The organism is Aquabacterium sp. OR-4 (assembly GCF_025290835.2).
In the GTDB taxonomy this organism is placed as follows: domain Bacteria; phylum Pseudomonadota; class Gammaproteobacteria; order Burkholderiales; family Burkholderiaceae_C; genus Pseudaquabacterium.
Genome location: NZ_JAOCQD020000001.1, coordinates 1,189,775 through 1,212,099 on the forward strand (window position 1 = coordinate 1,189,775; position 22,325 = coordinate 1,212,099).

At 71.4% G+C, this 22,325-nt stretch carries 23 protein-coding genes and 2 pseudogenes; 19 read left to right on the forward strand and 6 right to left on the reverse strand.

Annotated elements, in window-relative coordinates; genetic code table 11:
• Positions 1-128: 128 nt before the first annotated feature.
• The 3 genes from N4G63_RS05080 to N4G63_RS05090 all read left to right on the forward strand — a co-directional run bounded on the left by N4G63_RS05080 (position 129) and on the right by N4G63_RS05090 (position 4,867).
• Positions 129-1,952 carry an AAA family ATPase gene (locus tag N4G63_RS05080; RefSeq protein WP_443112005.1) on the forward strand — a complete coding sequence of 608 codons (1,824 nt, stop codon included), beginning with the start codon at positions 129-131 and terminating at the stop codon, positions 1,950-1,952.
• A 122-nt stretch (positions 1,953-2,074) separates the two neighbouring features.
• The gene (locus tag N4G63_RS05085) at positions 2,075-2,755 is read left to right on the forward strand and encodes a general secretion pathway protein GspB (protein ID WP_260790508.1); all 681 of its coding nucleotides are present in this window, start codon (positions 2,075-2,077) and stop codon (positions 2,753-2,755) included.
• A 114-nt stretch (positions 2,756-2,869) separates the two neighbouring features.
• Complete coding sequence (locus tag N4G63_RS05090; RefSeq protein WP_260790510.1) at positions 2,870-4,867, forward strand: SDR family oxidoreductase; 1,998 nt, start codon at positions 2,870-2,872, stop codon at positions 4,865-4,867.
• Positions 4,868-5,239: 372 nt separating this feature from the next.
• On the opposite strand, the gene N4G63_RS05095 is transcribed toward N4G63_RS05090, so the two are convergent.
• Positions 5,240-6,376, reverse strand: a complete 1,137-nt coding sequence (locus tag N4G63_RS05095) for a transglutaminase-like domain-containing protein (protein WP_314599417.1) — start codon at positions 6,374-6,376, stop codon at positions 5,240-5,242.
• Between the two features lie 88 nt (positions 6,377-6,464).
• Positions 6,465-7,052 (reverse strand): TlpA disulfide reductase family protein, encoded by a 588-nt coding sequence (locus tag N4G63_RS05100; RefSeq protein ID WP_260790512.1) that lies wholly within the window; start codon positions 7,050-7,052, stop codon positions 6,465-6,467.
• A gap of 121 nt (positions 7,053-7,173) precedes the next feature.
• On the opposite strand from N4G63_RS05100, the gene selD reads away from it, so the two are divergent.
• A complete protein-coding gene (selD, locus tag N4G63_RS05105) occupies positions 7,174-8,274 on the forward strand; it encodes a selenide, water dikinase SelD (protein ID WP_314599418.1) in 1,101 nt (366 codons plus the stop codon).
• A 25-nt stretch (positions 8,275-8,299) separates the two neighbouring features.
• Here selD and N4G63_RS05110 read toward each other — a convergent pair whose 3' ends face one another.
• Positions 8,300-8,623 (reverse strand): copper-binding protein, encoded by a 324-nt coding sequence (locus N4G63_RS05110; RefSeq protein WP_260790516.1) that lies wholly within the window; start codon positions 8,621-8,623, stop codon positions 8,300-8,302.
• A 182-nt stretch (positions 8,624-8,805) separates the two neighbouring features.
• On the opposite strand from N4G63_RS05110, the gene argB reads away from it, so the two are divergent.
• Positions 8,806-9,714, forward strand: coding sequence for an acetylglutamate kinase (gene argB, locus N4G63_RS05115; RefSeq protein WP_260790519.1), 909 nt, complete (start codon positions 8,806-8,808; stop codon positions 9,712-9,714).
• 65 nt (positions 9,715-9,779) lie between these two features.
• Here argB and N4G63_RS05120 read toward each other — a convergent pair whose 3' ends face one another.
• On the reverse strand, positions 9,780-10,940 hold the full coding sequence (locus N4G63_RS05120) for a porin (protein WP_260790521.1): 1,161 nt from the start codon (positions 10,938-10,940) through the stop codon (positions 9,780-9,782).
• Between the two features lie 539 nt (positions 10,941-11,479).
• On the opposite strand from N4G63_RS05120, the gene N4G63_RS05125 reads away from it, so the two are divergent.
• From N4G63_RS05125 to tatC, 12 genes and pseudogenes are all read left to right on the forward strand, one after another.
• Positions 11,480-12,190, forward strand: a complete 711-nt coding sequence (locus N4G63_RS05125; RefSeq protein WP_260790523.1) for a pyrimidine 5'-nucleotidase — start codon at positions 11,480-11,482, stop codon at positions 12,188-12,190.
• A 105-nt stretch (positions 12,191-12,295) separates the two neighbouring features.
• Positions 12,296-13,006 carry a nucleoid occlusion factor SlmA gene (slmA, locus tag N4G63_RS05130; protein WP_260790525.1) on the forward strand — a complete coding sequence of 237 codons (711 nt, stop codon included), beginning with the start codon at positions 12,296-12,298 and terminating at the stop codon, positions 13,004-13,006.
• 86 nt (positions 13,007-13,092) lie between these two features.
• Positions 13,093-13,758 carry a ligase-associated DNA damage response endonuclease PdeM gene (gene pdeM, locus N4G63_RS05135; protein ID WP_260790527.1) on the forward strand — a complete coding sequence of 222 codons (666 nt, stop codon included), beginning with the start codon at positions 13,093-13,095 and terminating at the stop codon, positions 13,756-13,758.
• Positions 13,755-14,693 carry an ATP-binding protein gene (locus tag N4G63_RS05140; protein WP_260790529.1) on the forward strand — a complete coding sequence of 313 codons (939 nt, stop codon included), beginning with the start codon at positions 13,755-13,757 and terminating at the stop codon, positions 14,691-14,693. Before pdeM ends, N4G63_RS05140 begins: the two co-directional genes overlap by 4 nt.
• Positions 14,686-15,210: an NUDIX domain-containing protein gene (locus N4G63_RS05145; protein WP_443112006.1), complete on the forward strand. Its 525-nt coding sequence runs from the start codon at positions 14,686-14,688 to the stop codon at positions 15,208-15,210. The genes N4G63_RS05140 and N4G63_RS05145 overlap by 8 nt, the downstream gene beginning before the upstream one ends.
• Before the next feature lie 98 nt (positions 15,211-15,308).
• Positions 15,309-15,713, forward strand: coding sequence for a phosphoribosyl-AMP cyclohydrolase (gene hisI, locus N4G63_RS05150; protein WP_260790531.1), 405 nt, complete (start codon positions 15,309-15,311; stop codon positions 15,711-15,713).
• Positions 15,714-15,755: 42 nt separating this feature from the next.
• Entirely contained in the window at positions 15,756-16,118 is a 363-nt protein-coding gene (locus tag N4G63_RS05155; RefSeq protein WP_260790533.1) for a phosphoribosyl-ATP diphosphatase, read from the forward strand.
• A gap of 129 nt (positions 16,119-16,247) precedes the next feature.
• Positions 16,248-16,589: a histidine triad nucleotide-binding protein gene (locus N4G63_RS05160; protein WP_260790541.1), complete on the forward strand. Its 342-nt coding sequence runs from the start codon at positions 16,248-16,250 to the stop codon at positions 16,587-16,589.
• A 79-nt stretch (positions 16,590-16,668) separates the two neighbouring features.
• Positions 16,669-16,902 carry a Sec-independent protein translocase subunit TatA gene (tatA, locus tag N4G63_RS05165; RefSeq protein WP_260790543.1) on the forward strand — a complete coding sequence of 78 codons (234 nt, stop codon included), beginning with the start codon at positions 16,669-16,671 and terminating at the stop codon, positions 16,900-16,902.
• Positions 16,903-17,002: 100 nt separating this feature from the next.
• Positions 17,003-17,234, forward strand: a pseudogene (tatB, locus tag N4G63_RS28285) (Sec-independent protein translocase protein TatB); the annotation flags it as partial.
• A 131-nt stretch (positions 17,235-17,365) separates the two neighbouring features.
• Positions 17,366-17,494 (forward strand): annotated as a pseudogene (gene tatB / locus N4G63_RS28290) (Sec-independent protein translocase protein TatB); the annotation flags it as partial.
• A 67-nt stretch (positions 17,495-17,561) separates the two neighbouring features.
• A complete protein-coding gene (gene tatC, locus N4G63_RS05175; RefSeq protein WP_314599419.1) occupies positions 17,562-18,356 on the forward strand; it encodes a twin-arginine translocase subunit TatC in 795 nt (264 codons plus the stop codon).
• A gap of 86 nt (positions 18,357-18,442) precedes the next feature.
• Here the strand turns inward: tatC and N4G63_RS05180 are convergent, their stop codons facing one another.
• Positions 18,443-19,636, reverse strand: a complete 1,194-nt coding sequence (locus tag N4G63_RS05180; protein ID WP_260790550.1) for a S1C family serine protease — start codon at positions 19,634-19,636, stop codon at positions 18,443-18,445.
• Positions 19,637-19,676: 40 nt separating this feature from the next.
• Here N4G63_RS05180 and N4G63_RS05185 point away from each other — a divergent pair, with 40 nt between their 5' ends.
• Positions 19,677-20,447, forward strand: coding sequence for a Nif3-like dinuclear metal center hexameric protein (locus N4G63_RS05185; protein WP_260790558.1), 771 nt, complete (start codon positions 19,677-19,679; stop codon positions 20,445-20,447).
• Positions 20,448-20,569: 122 nt separating this feature from the next.
• Here the strand turns inward: N4G63_RS05185 and N4G63_RS05190 are convergent, their stop codons facing one another.
• A complete protein-coding gene (locus tag N4G63_RS05190) occupies positions 20,570-21,118 on the reverse strand; it encodes an outer membrane beta-barrel protein (RefSeq protein WP_260790560.1) in 549 nt (182 codons plus the stop codon).
• Positions 21,119-21,279: 161 nt separating this feature from the next.
• Here N4G63_RS05190 and pdxA point away from each other — a divergent pair, with 161 nt between their 5' ends.
• A complete protein-coding gene (gene pdxA, locus N4G63_RS05195) occupies positions 21,280-22,296 on the forward strand; it encodes a 4-hydroxythreonine-4-phosphate dehydrogenase PdxA (RefSeq protein WP_260790563.1) in 1,017 nt (338 codons plus the stop codon).
• Positions 22,297-22,325: the final 29 nt, after the last annotated feature.

Below are 22,325 nucleotides of genomic sequence, written 5' to 3' on the forward strand. Positions count from 1 at the left end.
CAGGCGTTCTGAGGGCGTCAGCTTAATCGACTAGGGCCGACGCTCTAGCTCCGCGCTTTCACGGGGTGGCGGGCGCGGCGCCCGGGCGGAGCCGCCGCGCCGGGTGCGCCAAGCTATCCTCGCGGCCCATGTACGCCGCCCATTTCGGACTCGCGCAGGCTCCGTTCTCGATCGCGCCGGACCCGCGGTTTCTGTTCATGAGCGAGCGGCACCGCGAGGCGCTGGCCCATCTGCTGTACGGCCTGCAGGCCGGTGGCGGCATCGTGCTGCTGACCGGCGAGATCGGTGCCGGCAAGACCACCGTGTGCCGATGCTTTCTCGAGCAGGTGCACGGCCCGGACGCCGGGCCGGTGGCCGAGGCTGCGCCTGCGCCTGCCCCCCGCGGCGGGCCGGGCAGTGCGGTGCCGCCGGCGCTGTCCGGGCCTTGCCGGGTGGCCTACATCTTCAATCCCAAGCTGTCGGTCATCGAGCTGCTGCAGACGGTGTGCGACGAGTTCGGCATTGCGGTCACGCCGCGCAGCGCGGGCGCGCCCACGGTCAAGGACCACATCGACCCGCTGAACGCCTTTCTGCTCGAGGCCCATGCCCAGGGCTGGCAGTGCGTGCTGGTGATCGACGAGGCGCAGAACCTCGAGGCCCAGGTGCTCGAGCAGCTGCGCCTGCTGACCAACCTGGAGACCGGCGAGCGCAAGCTGCTGCAGATCATCCTGATCGGTCAGCCCGAGCTGCGCGCGCTGCTGGCGCAGCCGGCGCTGGAGCAGCTGGCGCAGCGCGTGATCGCGCGCTACCACCTGGGTGCGCTGAACCGCGACGAGACGCTGGCCTATCTGCAGCACCGCCTGGCCGTGGCCGGCCGCACCGGGCCGCTGCCCTTCGAGCGTGCGGCCCTGGCGCGGCTGCATGCGCTCACCGGCGGCGTGCCGCGGCGCATCAACCTGCTGGCCGACCGCGCGCTGCTGGGGGCCTATGTGGAGCGCCGCGAGCGCGTGAGCCGGCGCATCGTCGACACCGCGGCGGCCGAGGTCTTCGATGCGGGCGCCGCGCCGCGCTGGCGCCCTGGTGCGGTGGTGGCCTGGGCGGGGGGCGCGCTGCTGCTGCTGGCCGGCCTGGCGCTGATGGCGGGCCTGGGCGTGGCGCCGAGCCGCCTGCTGCCTGACCGCCTGCTGCCGGGGGCCGACAGCGCCACGGCGGCGGCGCCAGCACCGGCCAGCGCCGCATCGGCGCCGGCGTTGGCGTTGGCGTCGGCGCCGGCCACGGTGCCGGTGGTGCCTGAGGTGCCTGCGCCGGCCGTGGCGCCGCAGGCCTTGGCGGCAGCCGCGCCGCTGCCGCTGTTGGATCCGGTGGCCGACTGGTCGCGCCTGTTGGCCGATGAGCCGGCGGCCTGGGCGGCGCTGGCCATGGTCTGGGTGCCGGCGGGCCAGGCGCCAGGCCAGGCCCAGGCCCTGTGCGGCGCGGGCTCGGTCTGGCAATGCCATCGTGGCACGCAGATGAGCCTGGCCCTGCTGCGCCTGCTCGACCGCCCCGGCTGGCTGACCCTGCACGACAGCCAGGGCCGCAGCGCCCGGGTGCTGCTGCTGGGCCTGGACGGCCGGCAGGCCCTGCTGGCGGCCGGCGCCCGGCGCTGGCGCATCGACACAGCGGCCCTGGTGCAGCTGTGGCAGGGTGACTTCGCCACCCTCTGGCAGGCGCCGCCCGGCTATGCCCAGCCGCTGCGGCCGGGCGACCAGGGCGCCGTGGTGCTGGCGCTGACCGAAGCGCTGCAGCGCGTGCAGGGCGCCGCAGCGCCGGCCGCCGCCGAGCGACTGGGGCCGCGCTGGGGGCGCCAGCTGCTGGCCTTCCAGCGGGCCCAGGGCCTGGTGGCCGATGGCGTGGCCGGGCCCACCACCTTCATGCAGATCAACCGCGCGCTGGGCGTGGCCGAGCCGCGCCTGGTGGCCGGCGCCATCGAGTGAGCGGAGCCCGATGACCCTGCACACGACAGCGCCGACACCTGGCCCGGCGACACTGACCGGCCCCGGCGAGCCCGCACCCGACACCCTGCCCGCCGCGGCGCGGCCACACGCCCTTTGCTCCGATGTCCTACATCCTTGATGCCCTGCGCCGCGCCGATGCCGAACGGCAGCGCGGCAGCGTGCCCGGTCTGAACACCCCGGCGGTGCCGCTGGCCACGGGCGCCGCCTTGGCGTCGGGCGGTCGGCGGCGCGGGCTGGCGATGGCGCTGGCCGCCGCGCTGGGCGTGGCCGTGCTGCTGGGTCTGGGCCTGGGCCTGGGCCAGCTGTGGTGGCGCTCGGCGCACGCGCCGGCCAGCGTGGGCACGCCCGCCGTGGCGGCTGCCGTGGCGCCAGCTGCCGGCTCGACGGCGGTGACGCCGGGTGACCCGCCGGCGCCCGCCGCCCCGATGCCGTCCATCGCGCCCGCGCTGGCCGCGGCGCCTGTGCCGCCGCCGGTGGTGCTGGTGATGCCTGCGCCCACGCCACCCACGCCACCCGTGCCGGCCATGCCGGCCGAAGCACCGCCGGCCAGCGCGCGCCTGCCCACGCTGGCCGAGCTGCCCGAGGCGCTGCGCCGCCAGGTGCCGCCGCTGGCGCTGGGTGGCGGCATGTATTCCGAGCAGGCCAGCCAGCGGCTGGTGATCGTCAATGGCCAGGTGGCGCACGAGGGCAGCGAGGTGGCACCCGGTGTGCGCCTGCTGCAGATCCGGCCCAAGTCGGTGGTCTTCGGCGTGGGCGGGCAGCGCTTCGAGGCGGCGCTGTAGCGCGCGCCGCGTGGCTGGGCAGGCTTGGGGTTAGCGCGCAAGGGGGCAGTGCCGGCCATCGTCAAGAATCCAGGCTCGACCCGCGTTCGAGCGCGATTCCTGGAGAGCGAGCCCATGCATTACTTCGTCACCGGTGCCACCGGCTTCATCGGCAAACGCCTGGTCAAGGCCCTGCTGGCCCGCCGCGGCAGCACGGTGCACTTTCTGGTGCGGCCCGGCAGCGAGGGCAAGCTGGCCGAGCTGTATGCCTTCTGGGGCGTGAGCAAGGCGCGTGCGCTGCCGGTGACCGGAGACCTCACCGGCAAGAAGCTGGGCGTGGCCGCCGAGACGATCAAGGCACTGAAGGGCCAGATCGACGCCGTATACCACCTGGCCGCGGTGTACGACCTGTCGGCCGACGAAGAGGCCCAGGTGCGCGTCAATGTGGAGGGCACGCGCAACGTGGTGGAGTTTGCCAAGGCCATCGATGCCGGCCACCTGCACCATGTGTCGTCGATCGCCGCGGCCGGCCTGTACGAAGGCGTGTTCCGCGAGGACATGTTCGACGAGGCCGAGAACCTCGACCACCCGTACTTCGCCACCAAGCACGAGAGCGAGAAGATCGTGCGCAAGGAGTGCAAGGTGCCGTGGACGGTGTACCGCCCGGCCATGGTGGTGGGCGACAGCAGCACCGGCGAGATGGACAAGATCGACGGGCCGTACTACTTCTTCAAGCTGATCCAGCGCATGCGCCAGCTGCTGCCGCCGTGGATGCCCACGGTGGGCCTGGAGGGCGGGCGCATCAACATCGTGCCGGTGGACTTTGTGGTCAAGGCGATTGACCACATCAGCCATGGCAAGAGCGCGCTGAAGGGCAAGTGCTTCCACCTCGTCGACCCGGTGGGCTACCGCGTGGGCGATGTGCTCGACGTGTTTGCCAAGGCCGCGCATGCACCGAAGATGAATGTCTTCGTCAACGCGGCGCTGCTGGGCTTCATTCCGCGCGGCGTCAAGAAGAGCCTGATGGCGCTGGCGCCGGTGCGCCGCGTGGTCAACGCGGTGATGAAGGACCTGGGCCTGCCGGAAGACATGCTCAGCTTCGTCAACTACCCCACGCGCTTCGACTGTCGCGAGACGCTGGCGGCGCTGAAGGGCAGCGGCATCGAATGCCCCAAGCTCGACGACTACGCCTGGCGCCTGTGGGACTACTGGGAGCGCCACCTCGACCCCGATCTGTTCATCGATCGCAGCCTGAAGGGCACGGTGGGCGGCAAGGTGGTGCTGATCACCGGCGGCTCGTCGGGCATCGGCCTGGCGGCTGCGATCAAGTTTGCCGAGGCGGGCGCCATCACCATCATCTGCGCCCGCGGCGAAGACAAGCTGCGCGAGGCGGTGGCCGAGATCAAGGCCAAGGCCGGCGCCGATGCCCAGGTGCACAGCCACTCGGTGGACATAGCCGACGAGGCCGGCTGCGCCGCGTTCTGCAAGATGCTGGAAGAAACGCATGGCGGTGTCGACTACCTGGTCAACAACGCCGGCCGCTCGATCCGCCGCGCCATCGAGAACAGCTACGACCGCTTCCACGACTTCCAGCGCACGATGGACCTGAACTACTTCGGCTGCCTGCGCATCACCATGGGCCTGCTGCCGGGCATGGTGAAAAAGCGCCGCGGCCACATCGTCAACATCAGCTCGATCGGCGTGCTGACCAATGCGCCGCGCTTTTCTGCCTACGTGGCCAGCAAGTCGGCGCTCGATGCCTGGACACGCTGCGCCAGCAGCGAGTTTGCCGACCAGGGCATCAGCTTCACCACCATCAACATGCCGCTGGTGCGCACGCCGATGATCGCGCCCACCAAGATCTACAACAACGTGCCCACCCTCTCGCCGGAGCAGGCGGCCGACATGATTGCCGAGGCCTGCGTCTACAAGCCGGTGCGCATTGCCACGCGCCTGGGCATCTTCGGCCAGGTGCTGCATGCCCTGGTGCCGCGCATCGCGCAGATCGTCATGAACACCACCTTCCGCATGTTCCCTGACAGCGATGCGGCGGCCGGTGCCAAGGGCGAGAAGCCCAAGCTCTCAGCCGAGGCGGTGGCGCTGCAGCAGATGATGCGGGGCATCCACTTCTGACGCTTGGGTGCCTGGGATCTTGCGTTCGCGGTTCGCTGTTCGACGTCCAGCGCAAGGTCAAGGCCGGCGGGTGGTCCTTGGACTCCGTGTCCCCCGCCGAGGTGCTCCCGCACCTCGGCTCCTCCTTGACCTGCGTCCAAGGGCCACCCGCCGGCCTTGCCCCGAGGCACAGCGCCCTGCGTGGATGAATACCCGCATGCGGAGATCGTGCCGAGACGAGGACGCCGGGTGACCGCCCGGCGCAAGTAAAGGAGGAGCCGTTGGCCGGGAGGCCGACGGCGGGGGACATGGAGCCGGGCGGTTACCCGGCGGCCTTGTCTCCCGCGCAGGACTTTGCGACCGTCCGCAACGAGAAGACCAAGAGCGAGCAGATCAAGCGCTCATCAGCTCCCGCGCCGAAATCGTGTACTTGAAATCGTCCGGTGCCAGCGCATCCACGCGCTCGCCGGCGATCTCGGCTTGCGGGTACATCAGGAAACCCAGGCGCGGGCCGGTGCTGCCGGGCAGGGCCACGTCGTGGGCCATGTTGTAGGCCAGCCAGTTGCCTTCCCAGCCACCGAACAAGGCCTTGCGCACCGGTGTCACCAGCGGGTGGTTCACGTCCTTGATCCACTCGGGTGACTCCTGGCGCATCACCTTGCCCACATCGGCCGGGTCCATCGCCACCCAGCCGAAGTCCTTCAAGAACACCTCAGCGCGGCAGTGCTGCGCGCCCTTCAGATTGGCCGGGTTGCCGCCCAGCTCGCGGTAGCCAAAGGCCGAGGGCACCAGGCGGATGCCGTAGACATCGCGCGCCGGCACGCCGGCCGCGCGGCACAGGCCCACGAACAGCGCATTGATGTCGCCGCACTTGCCGCCGAAGTTCTGCGTCTCGAGCATGGCCTTGATGTCGCCGGTGCCGCAGCCGCGCACCTTGGGCTCGCGGTGGGTGTTGCCCACCACCCAGTCGTAGATTTTCTGCACCTTCTCGCGGTCGGTTCCGGCGCCGCGCACGATGCCTTGCGCCGTGCTGCGCACGATGCCGTCGGTGGGCATCAGCTCGGTGGCACGGGTCCAGGCGCGCAGCGTGTCGGCATCCTCGCGGGCCACGGTCTTGCGGCTGAAGTCGGTGCTGCGGTTCTGGCTCTGGATGCGGCTGGCCACCTGCAGCACGGGCGTCGGGCCGCCGGCGGCAAACTCGGCCAGCAGCATGCGCGCGCCGTACTGGCTGTCGGACACCACTTTCATCGATTGCGCATTGCCGGTGTAGCTGCTGTCGAGCGATCGCTGGTAGGGCGTGTCCACCGAGGGCAGCGGCACCCACACCTTGGCGGCGCGGCCCTGCACGCCCTTCAGCTCGATCTGGGTGCTGAGCTCGAAGCTGCGCCAGGTGCCCGGCACGGGTTCGAAGCGCCGGCTGGCGGCCGGGGCGGCCGTGGTCTGCGCGGCGGCGGGTTGAAGAACAGACAGCCCGGGCAGGGCCAGGCTGCCGGCTGCGGCCAGCAGCGAGCGGCGGTGAAAAGTGGTCATGATGATCCTGGGGCGCACCAAGGGCGCAAAAAACACGGGAAGCGCCGATTGTCCCGCCAAGCGGGCCCGGCCCAGGCCGGTGCGCGGTTCAGGCGGCGGCCAGCAGTTGCGCCAGCAGCGCGCGCGCGGCCGGGCCGGCCCAGTCGAGCTCGCCCAGCACCTGGCCCAGCGGCCGGCCGCTGCGGCTGACCAGCACCGTGGTCGGAAACAGCCGCGGCGTCCAGGCCGCCGAGGCCGCGCCATCGGCGTCCAGCGCCACCGGCAGCGACAGGTCGATGGCCTCGGTGAAGCGGCGGATGGCCAGCGCCGACTCGCGGTGGTTGATGCACAGCACGCGCAGGCCATCCGCGGCGTGGCGCAGCGCCATCAGCTCCAGCGCCGGCATCTCGGCGCGGCAGGGGCCGCACCAGCTGGCCCAGAAGTTCAGCACCAGCGGATGGCCGCGCTGCCCGGCCAGGCGCCAGCGGCCACCGTCGAGCAGCGGCAGGTCGAGCGGCGGCACGGGCTTGCGCCCGGGCCAGGGGCGCCACTCGTGGCCCGGTGGCTCGGCGGCGCGGGCCAGGCCGGCCACGCCGCACAGCGCGGCGCCGGCGCTGGCCAGCAGCAGGCGGCGTTGCGGGCTGGCGGATTGACCGCTGCCGTGTCGGGTGGGCGAGGGCCGGGCGGATGGGCGCATGGCCCGATTGTCAGCGGCCCCGGGCCTGGCGGCGGCGGCTGTCGGCGCCCGTCAGCGGCGGCTATGCTGCGCGCCTGCGGCCCGCCGGCCGCGATGCCTGCCCCTTTTCTTGCGCCACGCCATGTCCCACGCTGCCCCTGCCTCCGCGACCCCGCCCACGCCGGCCACCGAGCCGCGCCTGACCTCGCTCTCGCACGGTGGTGGCTGCGGCTGCAAGATCGCGCCGGGCGTGCTGGCGGAGATCCTGCGCGGCCAGAGCACCTTGCCGGTGCCGCCCGAGCTGCTGGTGGGCATCGAGACCAGCGACGACGCGGCGGTCTACCGGCTCAACGACCAGCAGGCGCTGATCGCCACCACCGACTTCTTCATGCCCATCGTGGACGATGCCTACGACTTCGGCCGCATCGCCGCCACCAATGCGATCAGCGATGTCTACGCCATGGGCGGCACGCCGATCATGGCGCTGGCCCTGGTGGGCATGCCGATCAACGTTTTGAGCACCGGCACCATCGGCCGCATCCTCGAAGGCGGCGCGGCGGCGTGCAGGGCGGCGGGCATCCCGATTGCCGGCGGCCACACCATCGACAGCGTGGAGCCCATCTACGGCCTGGTGGCGCTGGGCCTGGTGCACCCGGATCGCATCAAGCGCAATGCCGATGCGCAGCCGGGCGATGTGCTGGTGCTGGGCAAGCCGCTGGGCGTGGGCGTGCTGTCGGCGGCCTTGAAGAAGAACCTGCTCGACGCTGCCAGCTACGCGCAGATGATCGCCACCACGACCCAGCTGAACACGCCCGGCCCCGAGTTGGCGGCGCTGGACGGCGTGCATGCGCTGACCGACGTGACCGGCTTCGCGCTGGCCGGCCATGCGCTGGAGCTGGCGCGCGGCGCGCGCTTTGCCGGTTGCCAGGTGCAGATCGACTGGGCGCGCGTGCCGCTGCTGCCGGGCGTGCGCGCACTGGCGCAGCAGGGCTGCGTCACCGGCGCCTCGGGCCGCAACTGGGCCGGCTATGGCGCCGAGGTGGCGTTGCCGGCCGGCTTTGCGCCCGAAGACCAGGCGCTGCTGAGCGATCCGCAGACCAGCGGCGGCCTGCTCGTCTCGTGCGCGCCGGCGGCGCTGGCGGCGGTGCTGGCGGTGTTTGCGCGCCACGGCTTTGCCGAAGCCGCCGTGGTGGGCGAGGTGGTCCCGGCCGAGCCGGGTGGCCCGCGCCTGCGGGTGCGCTGAAGCGCGCGCTGGCCGGGCGCGCGGCTCAGCGCGCCGGCACCAGGCGCACCACGGTGTACTGGCCGTTGCGCTTTTCCACGTCGAAACGCACCTTGCTGCCTTCGCTCAGGCCCTCCAGCAGCTTGGGGTCGGCCACGCGAAAGCTCATGGTCATGGCCGGCATGTCGAGGTTCTTGATCTCGCCGTGCTTGAGTGTCACCTTGGCCTGGGCCAGGTCGATCTTGCGCACCTCGCCCTCGGTGGCCTGGGCCCGGGCCGGGCCGGCCGACAGCATGGCGGCCAGCGCCAGGCCCAGGGCGGCATGGCGGGTGAGCGGCAGGGCAGGGCGGCGGCGGGGCTGAGCGGTCAAGCGGGTTCTCCAGAGTGGGTGCGGGCGGGGCCGCCGGCCCCGCGCAACAGCGGTGGCAGGGTGGCGGGCCAGGCCCGGCGTACGAGCCTGCCGGGCGGGCAGAGTTCCTACAATGCCGCAGTTTGCTGCATTGCATCAACCGTCGCACCCCCAAAGCGCACGCGCGCCGCTGAAAGACCGCCATGACCGCTCCCGCTGCCGACCACGACCTGAGCCACATCGCCCCGCGTGACCAGGCCGAGATCCTGGCCCAGGCCCTGCCCTACATCCGCAAGTTCCACGGCAAGACCCTGGTCATCAAGTACGGCGGCAACGCCATGACCGATCCTGCGCTGCAGCAGGACTTTGCCGAGGACATCGTGCTGCTCAAGCTGGTGGGCATGAACCCGGTGGTGGTGCACGGCGGCGGCCCGCAGATCGACTCGGCGCTGGCCAAGATCGGCAAGAAGGGCACCTTCATCCAGGGCATGCGCGTCACCGACGAAGAGACCATGGACGTGGTCGAGTGGGTGCTGGGCGGCGAGGTGCAGCAAGACATCGTGGGCCTGATCAACGCCGCTGGCGGCAAGGCCGTGGGCCTGACCGGCCGCGACGGCGGCATGATCCGCGCCAAGAAGCTCAGGATGCTGGACAAGGACGACCCCAGCAAGGAGCACGACATCGGCCAGGTCGGCGAGATCGACTCCATCGATCCCAGCGTGGTCAAGGCGCTGCAGGACGACGCCTTCATCCCGGTGGTCAGCCCGATCGGCTTTGGCGAGCGCAACGAGAGCTACAACATCAATGCCGACGTGGTGGCCGCCAAGCTGGCCACCGTGCTGCAGGCCGAGAAGCTGCTGATGCTGACCAACATCCGCGGCGTGCTCAACAAGGCCGGCGAGCTGATCACCGAGCTGACGCCGCGCCGCATCGACGAGCTGGTGGAAGACGGCACCATCTCGGGCGGCATGCTGCCCAAGCTGGCCGGCGCCATCGACGCGGCCAAGAGCGGCGTCAACGCGGTGCACATCATCGATGGCCGCGTGCCGCATGCGCTGCTGCTGGAGATCCTGTCCGACCAGGCCTTCGGCACCATGATCAAGAGCTACTGAGCGCCGACGCGCCACGACAAAAAGGGCCGCACACCGTGCGGCCCTTTTGCTGCGGGGTCAGTGCATCAGAAGAACAGGATGCCGCCCAGCGCCGCGCCGCTCATCCTGGCGGTATCTCCGGCGGCGCTGGCCGAACTGGTGCGGCTGAGCTCGCCCACCAGGGTCACGCTCTTGGTCAGGCTGTAGTAGGCGCCCAGCGTGGTGTTGGCGTTCTTCTTCAGGTCGGTGCCGGTGCCGCCGTCCAGGCGCGTCTCGCCCACGCTCAGGCCGAGCTTGAGCTTGTCCAGCGTCATCGTGCCCTGCAGCACCCAGTTGGTCTGCTTCTGGTCACCGTTGTCGCCATCGGCCAGCACGCCCAGGCCCTTGCCCTTTTGCAGGTTGGCCAGCAGGCCGAAGCTGCCGAAGGCCGCCGAGCCGCCGAGTTCCACGCCCGACATCGTGAAGCCGGGCTGGGTGGCATTGCCCTTGAACGGCTGCGACTTGGCCGCCAGCCACAGCTTGGTGCTGCCGGTGGCGTAGGCGGCCAGGCCTTGCACCTGCGGTGAGCGGCCGGCCGTGGCGTTGGCGTTGGCGAAGGCGTTGACCGGGCTCATCACCGCGGCGCTCAGGCTCAGCCCGCCCATCGCCGGCAGCGCGTAGGCGATCTGGCCGTAGTGGCCCAGGTAGCTGTAGCCGGCGCCGATGTGGCCCAGCGACACGCGGTTGCCCTGCGTGGCCTGCACCGGTGCGCCCACGCCCAGCAGCGTCATGTCGGACAGGATGGCATTGGCACCGAACAGGCCGTAGTCGCGGCCCAGCTTCACGGTGCCGGCGCTGGCCGAGCCGATGGTGAAGAAGCCCTGGCGAACGTCCACGTTGTTGTTGTTGCCGATGCTGTCGGACGAGGACACGGCCGCACCGATCATCAGCGTGGCGCCGATGTCCAGGCCGTCCTGCTTGCCCTTCACCGAGGTGATCAGCGCGTTGGGCAGCAGGCCGTTGCCGACGTTGGTGGCGCCGCTCTTGCCGCCGCAGCCCAGGCCCTCGGCGCCCAGCGTCAGGCCGCTGACGGCCTGGCTGCCGCTGCACGACACACTGGTGTAGTAGGCGTTGACGATGCCGCCGACCGAGACGGTCCAGTCGCCGGCCTTGAACTCGGCGGCCTGAACGTTGCCGGCCGTGGCCAGCAGCAGCGGCAGGGCGGCCATGCGCAGGGCGGGCAGGGTGCGTGCGAGGGGGGTGGACATGGTGGAGTCTCCTGTTTCTGGGTTGTGGTGAAGGGCCCGATGCCGGTGTCGGCCTGCACGGCCTGAAGCCGGTCGGGCGGGGCTGCCCATCGCAAGCCACATGCCATCGGCCCATCTGCTCCAGCCGTGGCACGGCCTGCCGTGGCGGCCTGCCACGCCTGGCGCAATGCGCTGCGCCCGGGCGGCGCAGGGGCCGATCAAGGGGCTCGCTTGCCAGGTGGCCGCGGCCGGGGCCGGTTCATGCTGGCGCAGGGTTTGCGCGCGGCGCTGTGGCGCCGCGGTGCGTGCCAGCGGCAGCGCCACGTTGCGTCGTGCTGGCGCGCCTGGGCACGCCTGTGCGCCAGCGCTGCGGCGTGGCGGCACAGTGCGCCGGGTTCACCCGCGTACGCGGCGTGCCATCACGGGCCCGCGTTGCGGCGGGCTGCGCGCATGGCCTGCGCCGGGCTGCCCACATTGCCTGTGGCAAGTGGCCCGAAGGCGCTGGCTACACTGGCCGCCGCTGTCCCATTCAGGTGCCCGCCGGCACCCATCCGCGCCCCATGAAGCCTGCCGACCGCGTCTGGCTGTTCGATCTCGACAACACCCTGCACGACGCCGGAGCCTGGGTCTTTCCGGCGCTGCACGCGAGCATGGGCGACTTCACCGCGCGCACGCTCGCGCTCGATGCGCAGGCGGCGCAGGACCTCAACCACCACTACTGGCACCACTACGGCGCCACGCTGCTGGGCCTGATCCGCCACCATGGCGTGAAGCCCATGCACTTTCTGCACGACACGCACCGCCTGCCTGGGCTGGAGCAGCGCCTGGACGGCCACCGCCACGACTTTGCCGCGCTGGCCCGGCTGCGCGGGCGCAAGTTCATCCTCACCAATGCGCCGCGGCACTATGCGTTGCGGGTGCTGGGTGCGCTGGGCATCACCCACTTGTTCGATGGCGTGATCGGCATCGACCAGATGCAGGTGTTCGGCCAGCTGCGGCCCAAGCCCGATGCCCGCATGCTGCGCACGCTGGCCGTGCGCCTGCGCGTGCCGCCGCAGCGCTGCGTGCTGGTGGAAGACACGCTCGAGCACCTCAAGTCGGCCCGCCGCGTGGGCATGGGCACGGTGTGGATGCAGCGCTTCGTGCGCCGCGGCGTCACGCTGGGCCCGCGCGTGGCGCGGCTGTCGATGCGGCCGGCCTATGTGCAGCGGGTGGTGCGTGGCCTGCGCCCGTTGCTGCGCGGTGGCATGGCGGCCGCTGATGCGGGTTGACCAGGGCGCCCGTGCTCGGTGTTTTCCTGCTCCCGGGCAGCGCCCGGCGCTGTGCCAGAATGCTTCGATACCCCCCGCTGCCGACCCCGCCGTCCCCCTGCCGTGATGCCTGATCCCGACGCGCCATCCGGCAGCGCAGCCGCGTTGCTCGCCCCCTTGGTGGGCGTGGGCGGCCTGGCCGGTGTGGGTGCCGATGGCGCCGCCGCTTCGGCCACGCCACCGGCCACCGCACGCAAGCGGCCACGCCCCGGTGAGCGCCGGGTGCAGATCCTGCAAACCCTGGCCGCCATGCTCGAGCAGCCCGGCGCCGAGCGCATCACCACCGCGGCACTGGCCGCCCGGCTCGAGGTCAGCGAGGCCGCGCTGTACCGGCACTTCGCCAGCAAGGCGCAGATGTTCGAGGGCCTGATCGAGTTCATCGAAACCAGCGTGTTCACGCTGGTCAACCAGATCACCGAGCGCGAACCGCGTGGCGACGCCCAGGCCCGCCGCGTGGTCACCGTGCTGCTGCAGTTCGGCGAGAAGAACCCCGGCATGGTGCGCGTGATGGTCGGCGACGCGCTGGTGTTCGAGCACGAGCGCCTGACCACACGCATGAACCAGTTTTTTGACCGCGTGGAATCGCAGCTGCGCCAGAGCCTGCGCGCCGCGGCCGATGCCGCCGGCTCCGCCACGCCCACGGTCGACGCCCAGGTGGCCGCCTCGGGCCTGGCCGCACTGCTGGTCGGCCGGCTGCAGCGCTATGCCCGCTCGGGCTTCCGGCGCAGCCCCACCGAGCACCTCGAGCCGCTGCTGGCGCGCCTGACCGCGCTCTGAATGCCCGCCCGCCTGCCGCACGCCTGCCCCCCGGTGGGCTGCCCAGGCCTTGGCGGTGGCCCGGCGCGCTGGGGTCGGCCCTGCGCATGACGGCCTGCCACACCCTGCCCGGTGGTGCCCGGCTGCAGCTGCTGGCGCACAAGGCGGCCTTCGATCCCGCGCTGGGCCTGCTGCTGGTGGCCGATGCGCACCTGGGCAAGGCGGTGTCGTTCCGGCGCCTGGGTGTGCCGGTGCCGGCCGGCACCACGCTGGCGGCGCTGGGCCGGCTGGATGCCATGCTGGCCGCCACCGGGGCGCGCGAGATCGTGTTTCTGGGCGATCTGCTGCACTCGGTGCGGGCGCTGGCGCCAGGCACGCTGGCCGAGGTGCAGCGCTGGCGCGATCGGCATCCGGCCCTGGTGCTGACGCTGGTGCGCGGCAACCACGATGCCCATGCCGGCGATCCGCCGCCCGGGCTGGGCGTGCAGTGCCACGACGGCCCGCTGCACCGCGGCCCCTGGGCGCTGGTGCACGAGCCGCAGGCCGTGGACGGCGCCTATGCGCTGGCCGGCCATGTGCACCCCGGCGTGGTGCTGGCCGGGCGGGCGCGCCAGAGCCTGCGCCTGCCCTGCTTCCACTTCGGGCGGCAGTGCGCGGTGCTGCCGGCCTTTGGCGAGTTCACCGGCCTGCATGTGCTGCCGCGCGGCCCGGGCGATGCGGTGTACGCCGTGGCCGAGGATCGCGTGATGGCGCTGGCTACACTGCCCGCATGACCGTGTCTGCCCCCTCCCTGGACGCGCTGCTGCAGCGCGCCGACCAGCTTCTCGCGCGCCTGGAAGGCGTGCTGCCGCATCCGTTGGCCGCGCCCGACTGGGGCGCCTCGATCGCCTACCGTTACCGCAAGCGCGGTGCCTCGGGCCTGCTGCAGCCGGTGCGCCAGGTGGCCGGCATCCGGTTGAAGGATCTGCAGGAGGTGGACGGCCAGAAGGAGCGCCTGCTGCGCAACACCGCGCAGTTCGTGGCCGGCCAGCCGGCCAACAACGTGCTGCTCACCGGCGCGCGCGGCACCGGCAAGAGCAGCCTGATCAAGGCCTGCCTGAACGAGTTTGCCGACCGTGGCCTGCGCCTGATCGAGGTCGACAAGGCCGACCTGATCGACCTGCCCGATCTGGTGGACCTGGTGGCCGACCGGCCCGAGCGCTTCATCGTGTTCTGCGACGACCTCAGCTTCGACGAGGGCGAGCCCGGCTACAAGGCGCTCAAGAGCATCCTCGACGGCAGCATCGCCGCGGCCAGCGACAACCTGCTGATCTACGCCACCAGCAACCGCCGCCACCTGCTGCCCGAGTACATGAAGGAGAACCTCACGTACCAGCACACCGAGGACGGCGAAGTCCATCCCGGCGAGGGCGTGGAGGAGAAGATCTCGCTGAGTGAGCGCTTCGGCCTGTGGATCAGCTTCTACCCGTTCAGCCAGCCCGAGTACCTGGCCATCGTGGCGCAGTGGCTGCGGCACTTCGGCGTGGCCGAGGCCACCATCGCCACCGCGCGCCAGCCCAGCCTGGTGTGGGCCCTGGAGCGCGGCTCGCGCTCGGGCCGGGTGGCCTACCAGTTTGCGCGCGACTGGGCCGGGCGCGAGCATGGCGGCGACGCGCCCCATGCACCGTCCACCGAGGTGCCGGCCCCCGACGGGCTCGACCGTGTCTGAGGCCGGCCCGCACGCGGCCCCGGCCCAACCCGCCGAGGGCACGCCGAAGATCACCGCGGTGGACGGCGCGCCCACCCACGACCGCCCGGTCACCGAGGTGGCCGTGGGCGTGCTGGTGCGCCGCGATGCGCAGGGCGTCGAGCGCGAGTTCCTGCTCACCACCCGGCCCGAGGGCAAGGTGTATGCCGGCTACTGGGAGTTTCCGGGCGGCAAGTTCGAGCCCGGCGAGACGCTCGAGCAGGCCTTGCGCCGCGAGCTGCACGAGGAGCTGGGCATCACCATCGGCGCTGTGCACCCCTGGCAGGTGGCGATGTTCGACTACCCGCATGCCCGCGTGCGGCTGAACTTCTGCAAGGTGTTCGACTGGGCCGGCGAGCTGCACATGCGCGAAGGCCAGCAGATGGCCTGGTGCACCCTGCCGGTGCAGGAGCTGCCGGTGCTGCCGGGCACGCTGCCGGTCTTGCGCTGGTTTGCCGCCGAGCGCGGCCACAGCGGCGCCACCCACCGCGAGGCCTGAGACGCTGAGGGGGGCGGGGCGCGCGGGGCAGGGGGCTGATCGCCGGCCTGGGTGCGCGGCCGGCAGGGCCGCCCCGGCCCGCTCGCTACACTGCCGGCATGGATTGGCTCGACAGCATCAAGTGGGACAGCGACGGCCTGGTGCCGGTGATCGCGCAGGAGGCGGGCAGCGGCGATGTGCTGATGTTCGCCTGGATGAACCGCGAGGCCCTGAGCCGCACCGCCGAGCTGGGCCAGGCGGTGTACTGGAGCCGCTCGCGCCGGCGCCTGTGGCACAAGGGCGAAGAAAGCGGGCACTTCCAGCAGGTGCACGAGCTGCGCCTGGACTGCGACGCCGACGTGGTGCTGATGAAGGTCACACAACTCGGGCACGATCCCGGCATCGCGTGCCACACCGGCCGGCACAGCTGCTTTTACAGCCGGCTCGAGGGCACGGCCGCAGCGCGGCAGTGGACGGCCGTGGAGCCGGTGCTCGAAGACCCCGAGCGCATCTACAAGAAGTAAAGCCTGTTTGAACCTGCCCGGCGCCATCGCCAGCCTTTCGCCATGAGCCCCAGCCCCGCCATCACCTCCCAGGATCTGCTCGCCCGTCTGGCCGAGGTGATCGAGTCGCGCAAGCCGGCCCATGGCGGCGACCCCGACAAGAGCTATGTGGCCAAGCTGTTTGCCAAGGGCACCGATGCCATTCTCAAGAAGGTGGGCGAAGAGGCCACCGAGACGGTGATGGCCGCCAAGGACGGCGACCGCGCCAAGATCGTCTACGAGGTGGCCGACCTGTGGTTCCACTCGATCATCGCGCTGGCCCAGTTCGATCTGGCACCGGCCGATGTGCTGGCCGAGCTGGCGCGCCGCGAAGGCCTGTCGGGGCTGGAAGAGTTTGCCCGCCGCAGCGCGCCGCCTGGGGCCTGACCACCACAATGACGACCGACATGAAACAACCACACTCAGACGCGAGCGGGCCGAGCGCCGGGCCGCTCCCAAGCCGGCCCGCATCCGCTCGGGGGATCGGCCGACGTACCCGGCGGACGAGGGGCTGACATGGACACGAACTGCATCTTCTGCAAGATCGTCGCCGGGCAGATCCCGGCCAAGAAGGTTCATGAAGACGAGCACCTGCTGGCCTTTCACGACATTCAGCCCTGGGCGCCGGTGCACATCCTGGTCATTCCCAAGCTGCACATCGTCAGCATGGCCGATGTGGACGAGCGCCATGCCGAACTGCTGGGCCGCATGATGGCCGTCACGCCGCGCCTGATGCGCGAGCTGGGCGTGAGCAATGGCTTTCGCCACGTGATCAACACCGGCCGCGACGGCATGCAGGAGGTGATGCACCTGCACCTGCATGTGATGGGCGGACCGCGCCCCTGGAACAAAGGTTGATCGCGCCGGTCTCACCGGGCACGCAGGGTCCAACCCCTAGAATCGTCTTTTACGCCTCAAGTTTCTCCAGGAGTTCGTCATGGGTTCATTCAGCATCTGGCACTGGCTCATCGTGCTGCTTGTGGTGGTGCTGATCTTCGGCACCAAGAAGCTCAAGAACATGGGCAGCGATCTCGGATCGGCCGTCAAGGGTTTCAAGGACGGCATGAAGGACGGCGGCGCGTCGGCCGATGCCGCCCCCACGCAGGTGCCGCACCAGCAGAAGTCGGCCGATGCCGGCACCGTGGACGTCGAGGCCAAGACCAAGTCTTGACCCACGCCTGCACGGACCTGGCCGCCTGCCGCCCTGAGCCCACTGGCGCCCGCGCAGCGGTGCGCCACTGCCGCACAGCCTTCCGCCCCGAGCCCTCCGCATGATCGATTTCGGATTCGACAAGCTTGCGCTGATCGGCGCGGTGGCGCTGATCGTCATCGGCCCCGAGAAGCTGCCCAAGGTGGCCCGCACCGTGGGCACCCTGCTGGGCAAGGCACGGCGTTATGTGGCCGATGTCAAGGCCGAGGTCAACCGCTCGATCGAGCTTGAAGAACTGCAGAAGATGAAGTCGCAGTTCGAGACCGCGGCGCACGATGTCGAGCAGTCGGTCAAGACCGATTTCAACGAGGCGCAGCAATCGTTCAACGAGCAGTTCAGCGGCCTGGGCAGCGGCTTTGGCGACAGCGGCGCCAGCGCCGATGGCAGCCATGACGTGATCTCGCTGCCCGACCTGCCGCCGCAGTACCAGCGCCCCAACAAGCACTGGCGCCTCAAGCGCAGCGCCATGCCGCGCTGGTACAAGCAGCGCGCCGGCGTGCGCGGCCATGTGCAGTCGGGCGCGGCGCGCGTGGCGCGGCACCGCCCGAAATGATCAACCCGCCGCGGCGCCCCATGGACTCGAGCGCAATGGGTGCCGTCTGGCGCCATGGACCACTGAATTGACCACCGAACCCCAGGACGAACTGGCCGGCACCGAGCAGCCCTTTGTCTCGCACCTGATCGAGCTGCGCGACCGACTGATCCGCGCCGTGATCGCCGTTGGCGTGGTCTTCGGCGTGCTGTGCCTGTGGCCCGGCCCGGGCGGCATGTACGACCTGCTGGCCCAGCCGCTGGTGGCGGCCTTGCCCAAGGGCAGCACGATGATCGCCACCAACGTGATCTCGCCCTTTCTGGTGCCGCTGAAGGTCACGCTGATGGGCGCCTTCCTGGTGGCGCTGCCGGTGGTGCTGTACCAGGTCTGGGGTTTTGTCGCGCCGGGGCTCTACAGCCACGAGAAGCGCCTGGTGCTGCCGCTGGTGGTGTCGAGCACGCTGCTGTTCCTGGCGGGCGTGGCCTTCTGCTACTTCTTCGTGTTCGGCCAGGTGTTCAGCTTCATCCAGAGCTTCGCGCCCAAGAGCATCACCGCCGCGCCCGACATCGAGGCCTACCTGGGCTTTGTGCTGACGATGTTCATCGCCTTCGGCGCCGCCTTCGAGGTGCCGGTGGCGGTGGTGGTGCTGGCGCGCATGGGCATCGTCAGCGTCGAGAAGCTCAGGGAGTGGCGTGGCTACTTCATCGTTGGCGCCTTCGTGATCTCGGCCGTGATCACGCCGCCCGACATCGTCTCGCAGCTGGCGCTGGCGATCCCGATGTGCCTGCTGTACGAGGTGGGCATCGTGGCCGCCCGGGTGTTCATCAAGCACACCCAGCCGCCAGCGGCCGACGCCGAGGCCGGCGCCAAGACCGAGCCCTGATCGGCGGCAGCGGCGGCGCGCCCGCCGCGGCTGGTGGCCCGGGCCGGCGGCCTGGCCTGACGACGGCGGCTGGTTACTGCAAGTGACTACTGCGGCTGGCGCCGCGGCAGCTGCGGCTTGCGCTGCACCACGTCCACCGTCAGGGCCAGCGCCTTGCTGCCGCGCTGCACCTGCAGCGTGGCGGGCTTGCCGGGCGGCAGGGCGGCCACGGTGTTGAGCAGCTGCGCCACGCTGGCCACCGGCTGGCCGGCCACCGCCAGCACCACGTCGCCCGGCTTCACGCCGCCCTTGTAGGCCGGGCCGTCCTGCAGCACGCCGGTGATCAGCACGCCCTTGTTGACCTCGAGCTTGAAGTTCTCGACGAACTCGGGCGTCAGGTCGCGCGGCTCCACGCCGATCCAGCCGCGGCGCACCTCGCCGTCGCGCAGCAGGTCGTCCATCACCCGGCGCGCCACATCCACGGGAATGGCAAAGCCGATGCCCATGCTGCCGCCCGAGCGCGAGTAGATGGCGGTGTTGATGCCCACCAGCTGGCCCTGCGCATCCACCAGCGCACCGCCCGAGTTGCCCGGATTGATGGCCGCATCGGTCTGGATGAAGCTCTCGAAGGTGGACAGGCCCAGGCCGTTGCGGCCCAGCGCGCTGACGATGCCCATGGTCACCGTCTGGCCCACGTTGAAGGGGTTGCCGATGGCCAGCACCGCGTCGCCCACCTGCAGCGCGCCGCTGCGGCCCAGCGCCACCGCGGGCAGCTTGTCGAGCGGGATGCGCAGCACCGCCAGATCGGTCTCGGGGTCGGTGCCCACCACCTCGGCGCGCACCTCGCGGCCATCGGCCAGGCGGATGTCGATCTCGCGCGCGTTGTCCACCACATGGTGGTTGGTCAGCAGCAGGCCGTCGGCCGAGACGATCACGCCCGAGCCAAAGCCGGCCTGCGGCTGGCCGCGCTCACCGAAGAAGAAATTGAAGTTCGGGTCGTCGGCGTGCGGGTTGCGGCTGCGCGCGATGCTGGTGGTGACGCTGACCACCGCCGGCGCCGCCGCACGGGCCGCGGCGGCAAAGCCCTCGCGCGGCTGCGTACCGGCGCTGCCGCCGCCCGCCGTGGCGGGCAGCAGGCCGGGGGCGCCGCGCAGCGGGCCCAGCAGCGGCGCGCCGCTGCCCGGGCGGCTGCTGCGCTGGCCGGCCAGGCCCAGCCAGTGCGGCTTGAGCGTGCCCACCACGAACAGCACCGCCAGGGCCACCGTGGTGGCCTGGGAGAAAATCAGCCAGAGACGTCGCATCGGTGGGCGGTGGGGCAGCAAACAGACAGTGGGGACGGCGATGGACTCAAACCACGCGCAACTCGGGCGCGGCGCGCTCGAAACACACCTGGCCGGCCTGCTGGGCGTCGATCGGTTCAAGGATTATGGGCCGAACGGTCTGCAGGTCGAGGGCCGGGCCACGGTGCGCCGGCTGGTCAGCGGCGTCACCGCCAGCCTGGCCTTCATCGAGGCCGCGATCGCCGATGGCGCCGATGCGCTGCTGGTGCACCACGGCCTGTTCTGGCGTGGCCAGGACGGCCGCGTCACCGGCTGGATGCGCCAGCGCCTGGGCCGCCTGCTGGCCGCCGATGTGAGCCTCTACGCCTACCACCTGCCGCTGGATGCCCATGCCCAGCTGGGCAACAACGCGCAGCTGGGTGCCCGCCTGGGCCTGGTGGCCGATGCGCAGTTTGGCGAGCAGGCGCTGGGCTTCATCGGCCCGGCGCCCGAGGGCACGGCCGATGCGGCGGCGCTGGCCGCGCGCGTGGCCGTGGCACTGGGCCGCACGCCGGTGCTGCTGCCGGGCGATGGCCGGCCACTGCGGCGCGTGGCCTGGTGCACCGGCGGCGCGCAGGGCTATTTCGAGGCCGCCATCGCGGCCGGCGCCGATGCCTTCATCACCGGCGAGCTGTCGGAGCCGCAGGCGCACATCGCACGCGAGACCGGTGCCGCCTTCCTGGCCTGCGGCCACCATGCCACCGAGCGCTACGGCGTGCAGGCCGTTGGCGAGCACCTGGCGCGCGAGTTCGGCATCGCCCACCGCTTCATCGAGATCGACAACCCGGCCTGACGGGCCCAGCCGCGTGGCGGCCTTGCCGCCGCCCTGCCGCGACGGCGCCGCCAGCGGCCGGGCGCAAGCGCTGGCGCGGCGGCCGCTGGCGTCGGGCAGTGCCAGGCCATCGACTCAGCGCGTCAGAAGCCGAACTTCACGCCGAGCGTGAACTGGTCGGCGTTGGTGTGCGTGCTGTAGGCGCTGAGCCGGTAACGCTCCCATTCGGCGCGCAGCGCGGTGCTCTGGCTCAGCTGGTACTGCAGGCCGCCACCGATCTTGAGCGCCATGCCGCGGTCGCTGCCGGTGCTGGTCACGGTCTTCAGGTCGGCCAGGCCCACGCGGCCCAGCAGGCTGAAGCCCTGGCCCAGCGGCAGCAGGCCCACGCCGTCCAGGCCGTAGCCGCGCGCCCGGGCCTCGTTGCCGTTGGCGTCCTGCTGGGAGCCCAGGCGCACCGAGCTGAGCTCCAGCGCATAGTTCGGCGTGAGCTGCCAGCCGCCGTAGACCTTGTAGCCGGTGCCGCTGTCGCTGCCGTCGATGCCATTGACCGGGCCGCGCCAGCTGGTGCTGCCCAGGCTGCCGCCCAGGTAGTAGGGCGTGTCGGCCTGCGCCTGGCCGCTGCCCAGCGCCAGCAGCGCAGCGGTGCTCAGCGCGACAGACCAGGACGGAAGCAAAGTGGGGATGTGCCGCATCGGGCGACTCCTGTGGTGGAACAGGGCTTGATGCTGGCGCCGCGCCAGCACCGCGGTTTGTCGAGCACGCAAAGCCGGGTGAAGCTGCGCAAGCCTGTGTGGTGTGCGGCCGGCCGGCGGGGTGCCGGGCCGGCGCGTGGCGCCACGCGACAATCCGCGCCATGGCATCCAACCCATCCTCTCTGCTGGCCGTCTCCATGGGCGACCCCTGCGGCATCGGCCCCGAGATCATTGCCAAGGCGGTGGCCACACGGTCGCTCGGGCCGGTGCTGGTGGTGGGCAGCGTGGCCGTGATGCGGCGTGCCGTGGCGCAATGCGGCCTGCTGCTGCCGGTGGCAGTGCTCGAGGCGCCGGCCGATGCCGGCCAGGCGCCACCCGGCTGTCTGCCGGTGTGGCAGCCGCCGGGCCTGCCCGAGGCACTGGCTCAGCTGCCGATGGGCGCCATCCATGCCGATGCCGGCCAGGCCGCAGCGCGGTGCATCGAAGCCGGCGCGGCGCTGGTGCAGGCCGGCACGGCCAGCGCGCTGGTCACTGCGCCCATCCACAAGGAGGCACTGGCCGCCGCCGGCGTGCCCTACCCGGGCCACACCGAGATGCTGCAGGCCCTGGCCGGTGGTGCGCCGGTGCGCATGATGCTGGCCAACGAGCAGCTGCGCGTGGTGCTGGTCACCATCCATGTGGCGCTGCGCCGGGCCATCGAGCTGCTGGACGAGGCCGGCATCCTGCAGACCCTGCGCATCGCCCATGCCGCCGCTGCCGCCTGGGGCCAGGCGCGACCGCGTATCGCGGTGGCGGGCCTGAACCCGCATGCCGGCGAGGGCGGCTTGTTTGGCGACGAGGAGCTGCGCATCATCGCCCCGGCCATCGCCGCGGCGCGCGCCGAGGGCATCGATGCCTCGGGGCCTTATGCGCCCGACACGGTGTTCATGCGCGCGCGCCACGCGCCGCCGGCGCATCCGGGCGAGTTCGACCTGGTGGTGGCCATGACCCACGACCACGGCCTGATCCCGGTGAAGTACCTGGGCGTGGAGGAGGGCGTGAACGTGACCCTGGGCCTGCCCTTCGTGCGCACCAGCCCCGACCACGGCACGGCCTTCGACATCGCCGGCAGCGGCCGTGCCGATGCCGCCAGCCTGATCGCCGCGGCGCGCATGGCGCGCGCGCTCAGCGGCGCCTGAAGGCCCATCGTCGCCTGCCGGGCCGCCCC

What these genes read in the sequence shown, in the direction of transcription:
- N4G63_RS05080 (WP_443112005.1), top strand. Translation starts at nt 129, where the DNA reads ATGTACGCCGCCCATTTCGGACTCGCGCAGGCTCCGTTCTCGATCGCG.
- N4G63_RS05085 (WP_260790508.1), top strand. Translation starts at nt 2,075, where the DNA reads ATGTCCTACATCCTTGATGCCCTGCGCCGCGCCGATGCCGAACGGCAG.
- N4G63_RS05090 (WP_260790510.1), top strand. Translation starts at nt 2,870, where the DNA reads ATGCATTACTTCGTCACCGGTGCCACCGGCTTCATCGGCAAACGCCTG.
- N4G63_RS05095 (WP_314599417.1), bottom strand. Translation starts at nt 6,376, where the DNA reads ATGACCACTTTTCACCGCCGCTCGCTGCTGGCCGCAGCCGGCAGCCTG.
- N4G63_RS05100 (WP_260790512.1), bottom strand. Translation starts at nt 7,052, where the DNA reads ATGCGCCCATCCGCCCGGCCCTCGCCCACCCGACACGGCAGCGGTCAA.
- selD (WP_314599418.1), top strand. Translation starts at nt 7,174, where the DNA reads ATGTCCCACGCTGCCCCTGCCTCCGCGACCCCGCCCACGCCGGCCACC.
- argB (WP_260790519.1), top strand. Translation starts at nt 8,806, where the DNA reads ATGACCGCTCCCGCTGCCGACCACGACCTGAGCCACATCGCCCCGCGT.
- N4G63_RS05120 (WP_260790521.1), bottom strand. Translation starts at nt 10,940, where the DNA reads ATGTCCACCCCCCTCGCACGCACCCTGCCCGCCCTGCGCATGGCCGCC.
- N4G63_RS05125 (WP_260790523.1), top strand. Translation starts at nt 11,480, where the DNA reads ATGAAGCCTGCCGACCGCGTCTGGCTGTTCGATCTCGACAACACCCTG.
- slmA (WP_260790525.1), top strand. Translation starts at nt 12,296, where the DNA reads ATGCCTGATCCCGACGCGCCATCCGGCAGCGCAGCCGCGTTGCTCGCC.
- pdeM (WP_260790527.1), top strand. Translation starts at nt 13,093, where the DNA reads ATGACGGCCTGCCACACCCTGCCCGGTGGTGCCCGGCTGCAGCTGCTG.
- N4G63_RS05140 (WP_260790529.1), top strand. Translation starts at nt 13,755, where the DNA reads ATGACCGTGTCTGCCCCCTCCCTGGACGCGCTGCTGCAGCGCGCCGAC.
- hisI (WP_260790531.1), top strand. Translation starts at nt 15,309, where the DNA reads ATGGATTGGCTCGACAGCATCAAGTGGGACAGCGACGGCCTGGTGCCG.
- N4G63_RS05155 (WP_260790533.1), top strand. Translation starts at nt 15,756, where the DNA reads ATGAGCCCCAGCCCCGCCATCACCTCCCAGGATCTGCTCGCCCGTCTG.
- N4G63_RS05160 (WP_260790541.1), top strand. Translation starts at nt 16,248, where the DNA reads ATGGACACGAACTGCATCTTCTGCAAGATCGTCGCCGGGCAGATCCCG.
- tatA (WP_260790543.1), top strand. Translation starts at nt 16,669, where the DNA reads ATGGGTTCATTCAGCATCTGGCACTGGCTCATCGTGCTGCTTGTGGTG.
- N4G63_RS05180 (WP_260790550.1), bottom strand. Translation starts at nt 19,636, where the DNA reads ATGCGACGTCTCTGGCTGATTTTCTCCCAGGCCACCACGGTGGCCCTG.
- N4G63_RS05185 (WP_260790558.1), top strand. Translation starts at nt 19,677, where the DNA reads ATGGACTCAAACCACGCGCAACTCGGGCGCGGCGCGCTCGAAACACAC.
- N4G63_RS05190 (WP_260790560.1), bottom strand. Translation starts at nt 21,118, where the DNA reads ATGCGGCACATCCCCACTTTGCTTCCGTCCTGGTCTGTCGCGCTGAGC.
- pdxA (WP_260790563.1), top strand. Translation starts at nt 21,280, where the DNA reads ATGGCATCCAACCCATCCTCTCTGCTGGCCGTCTCCATGGGCGACCCC.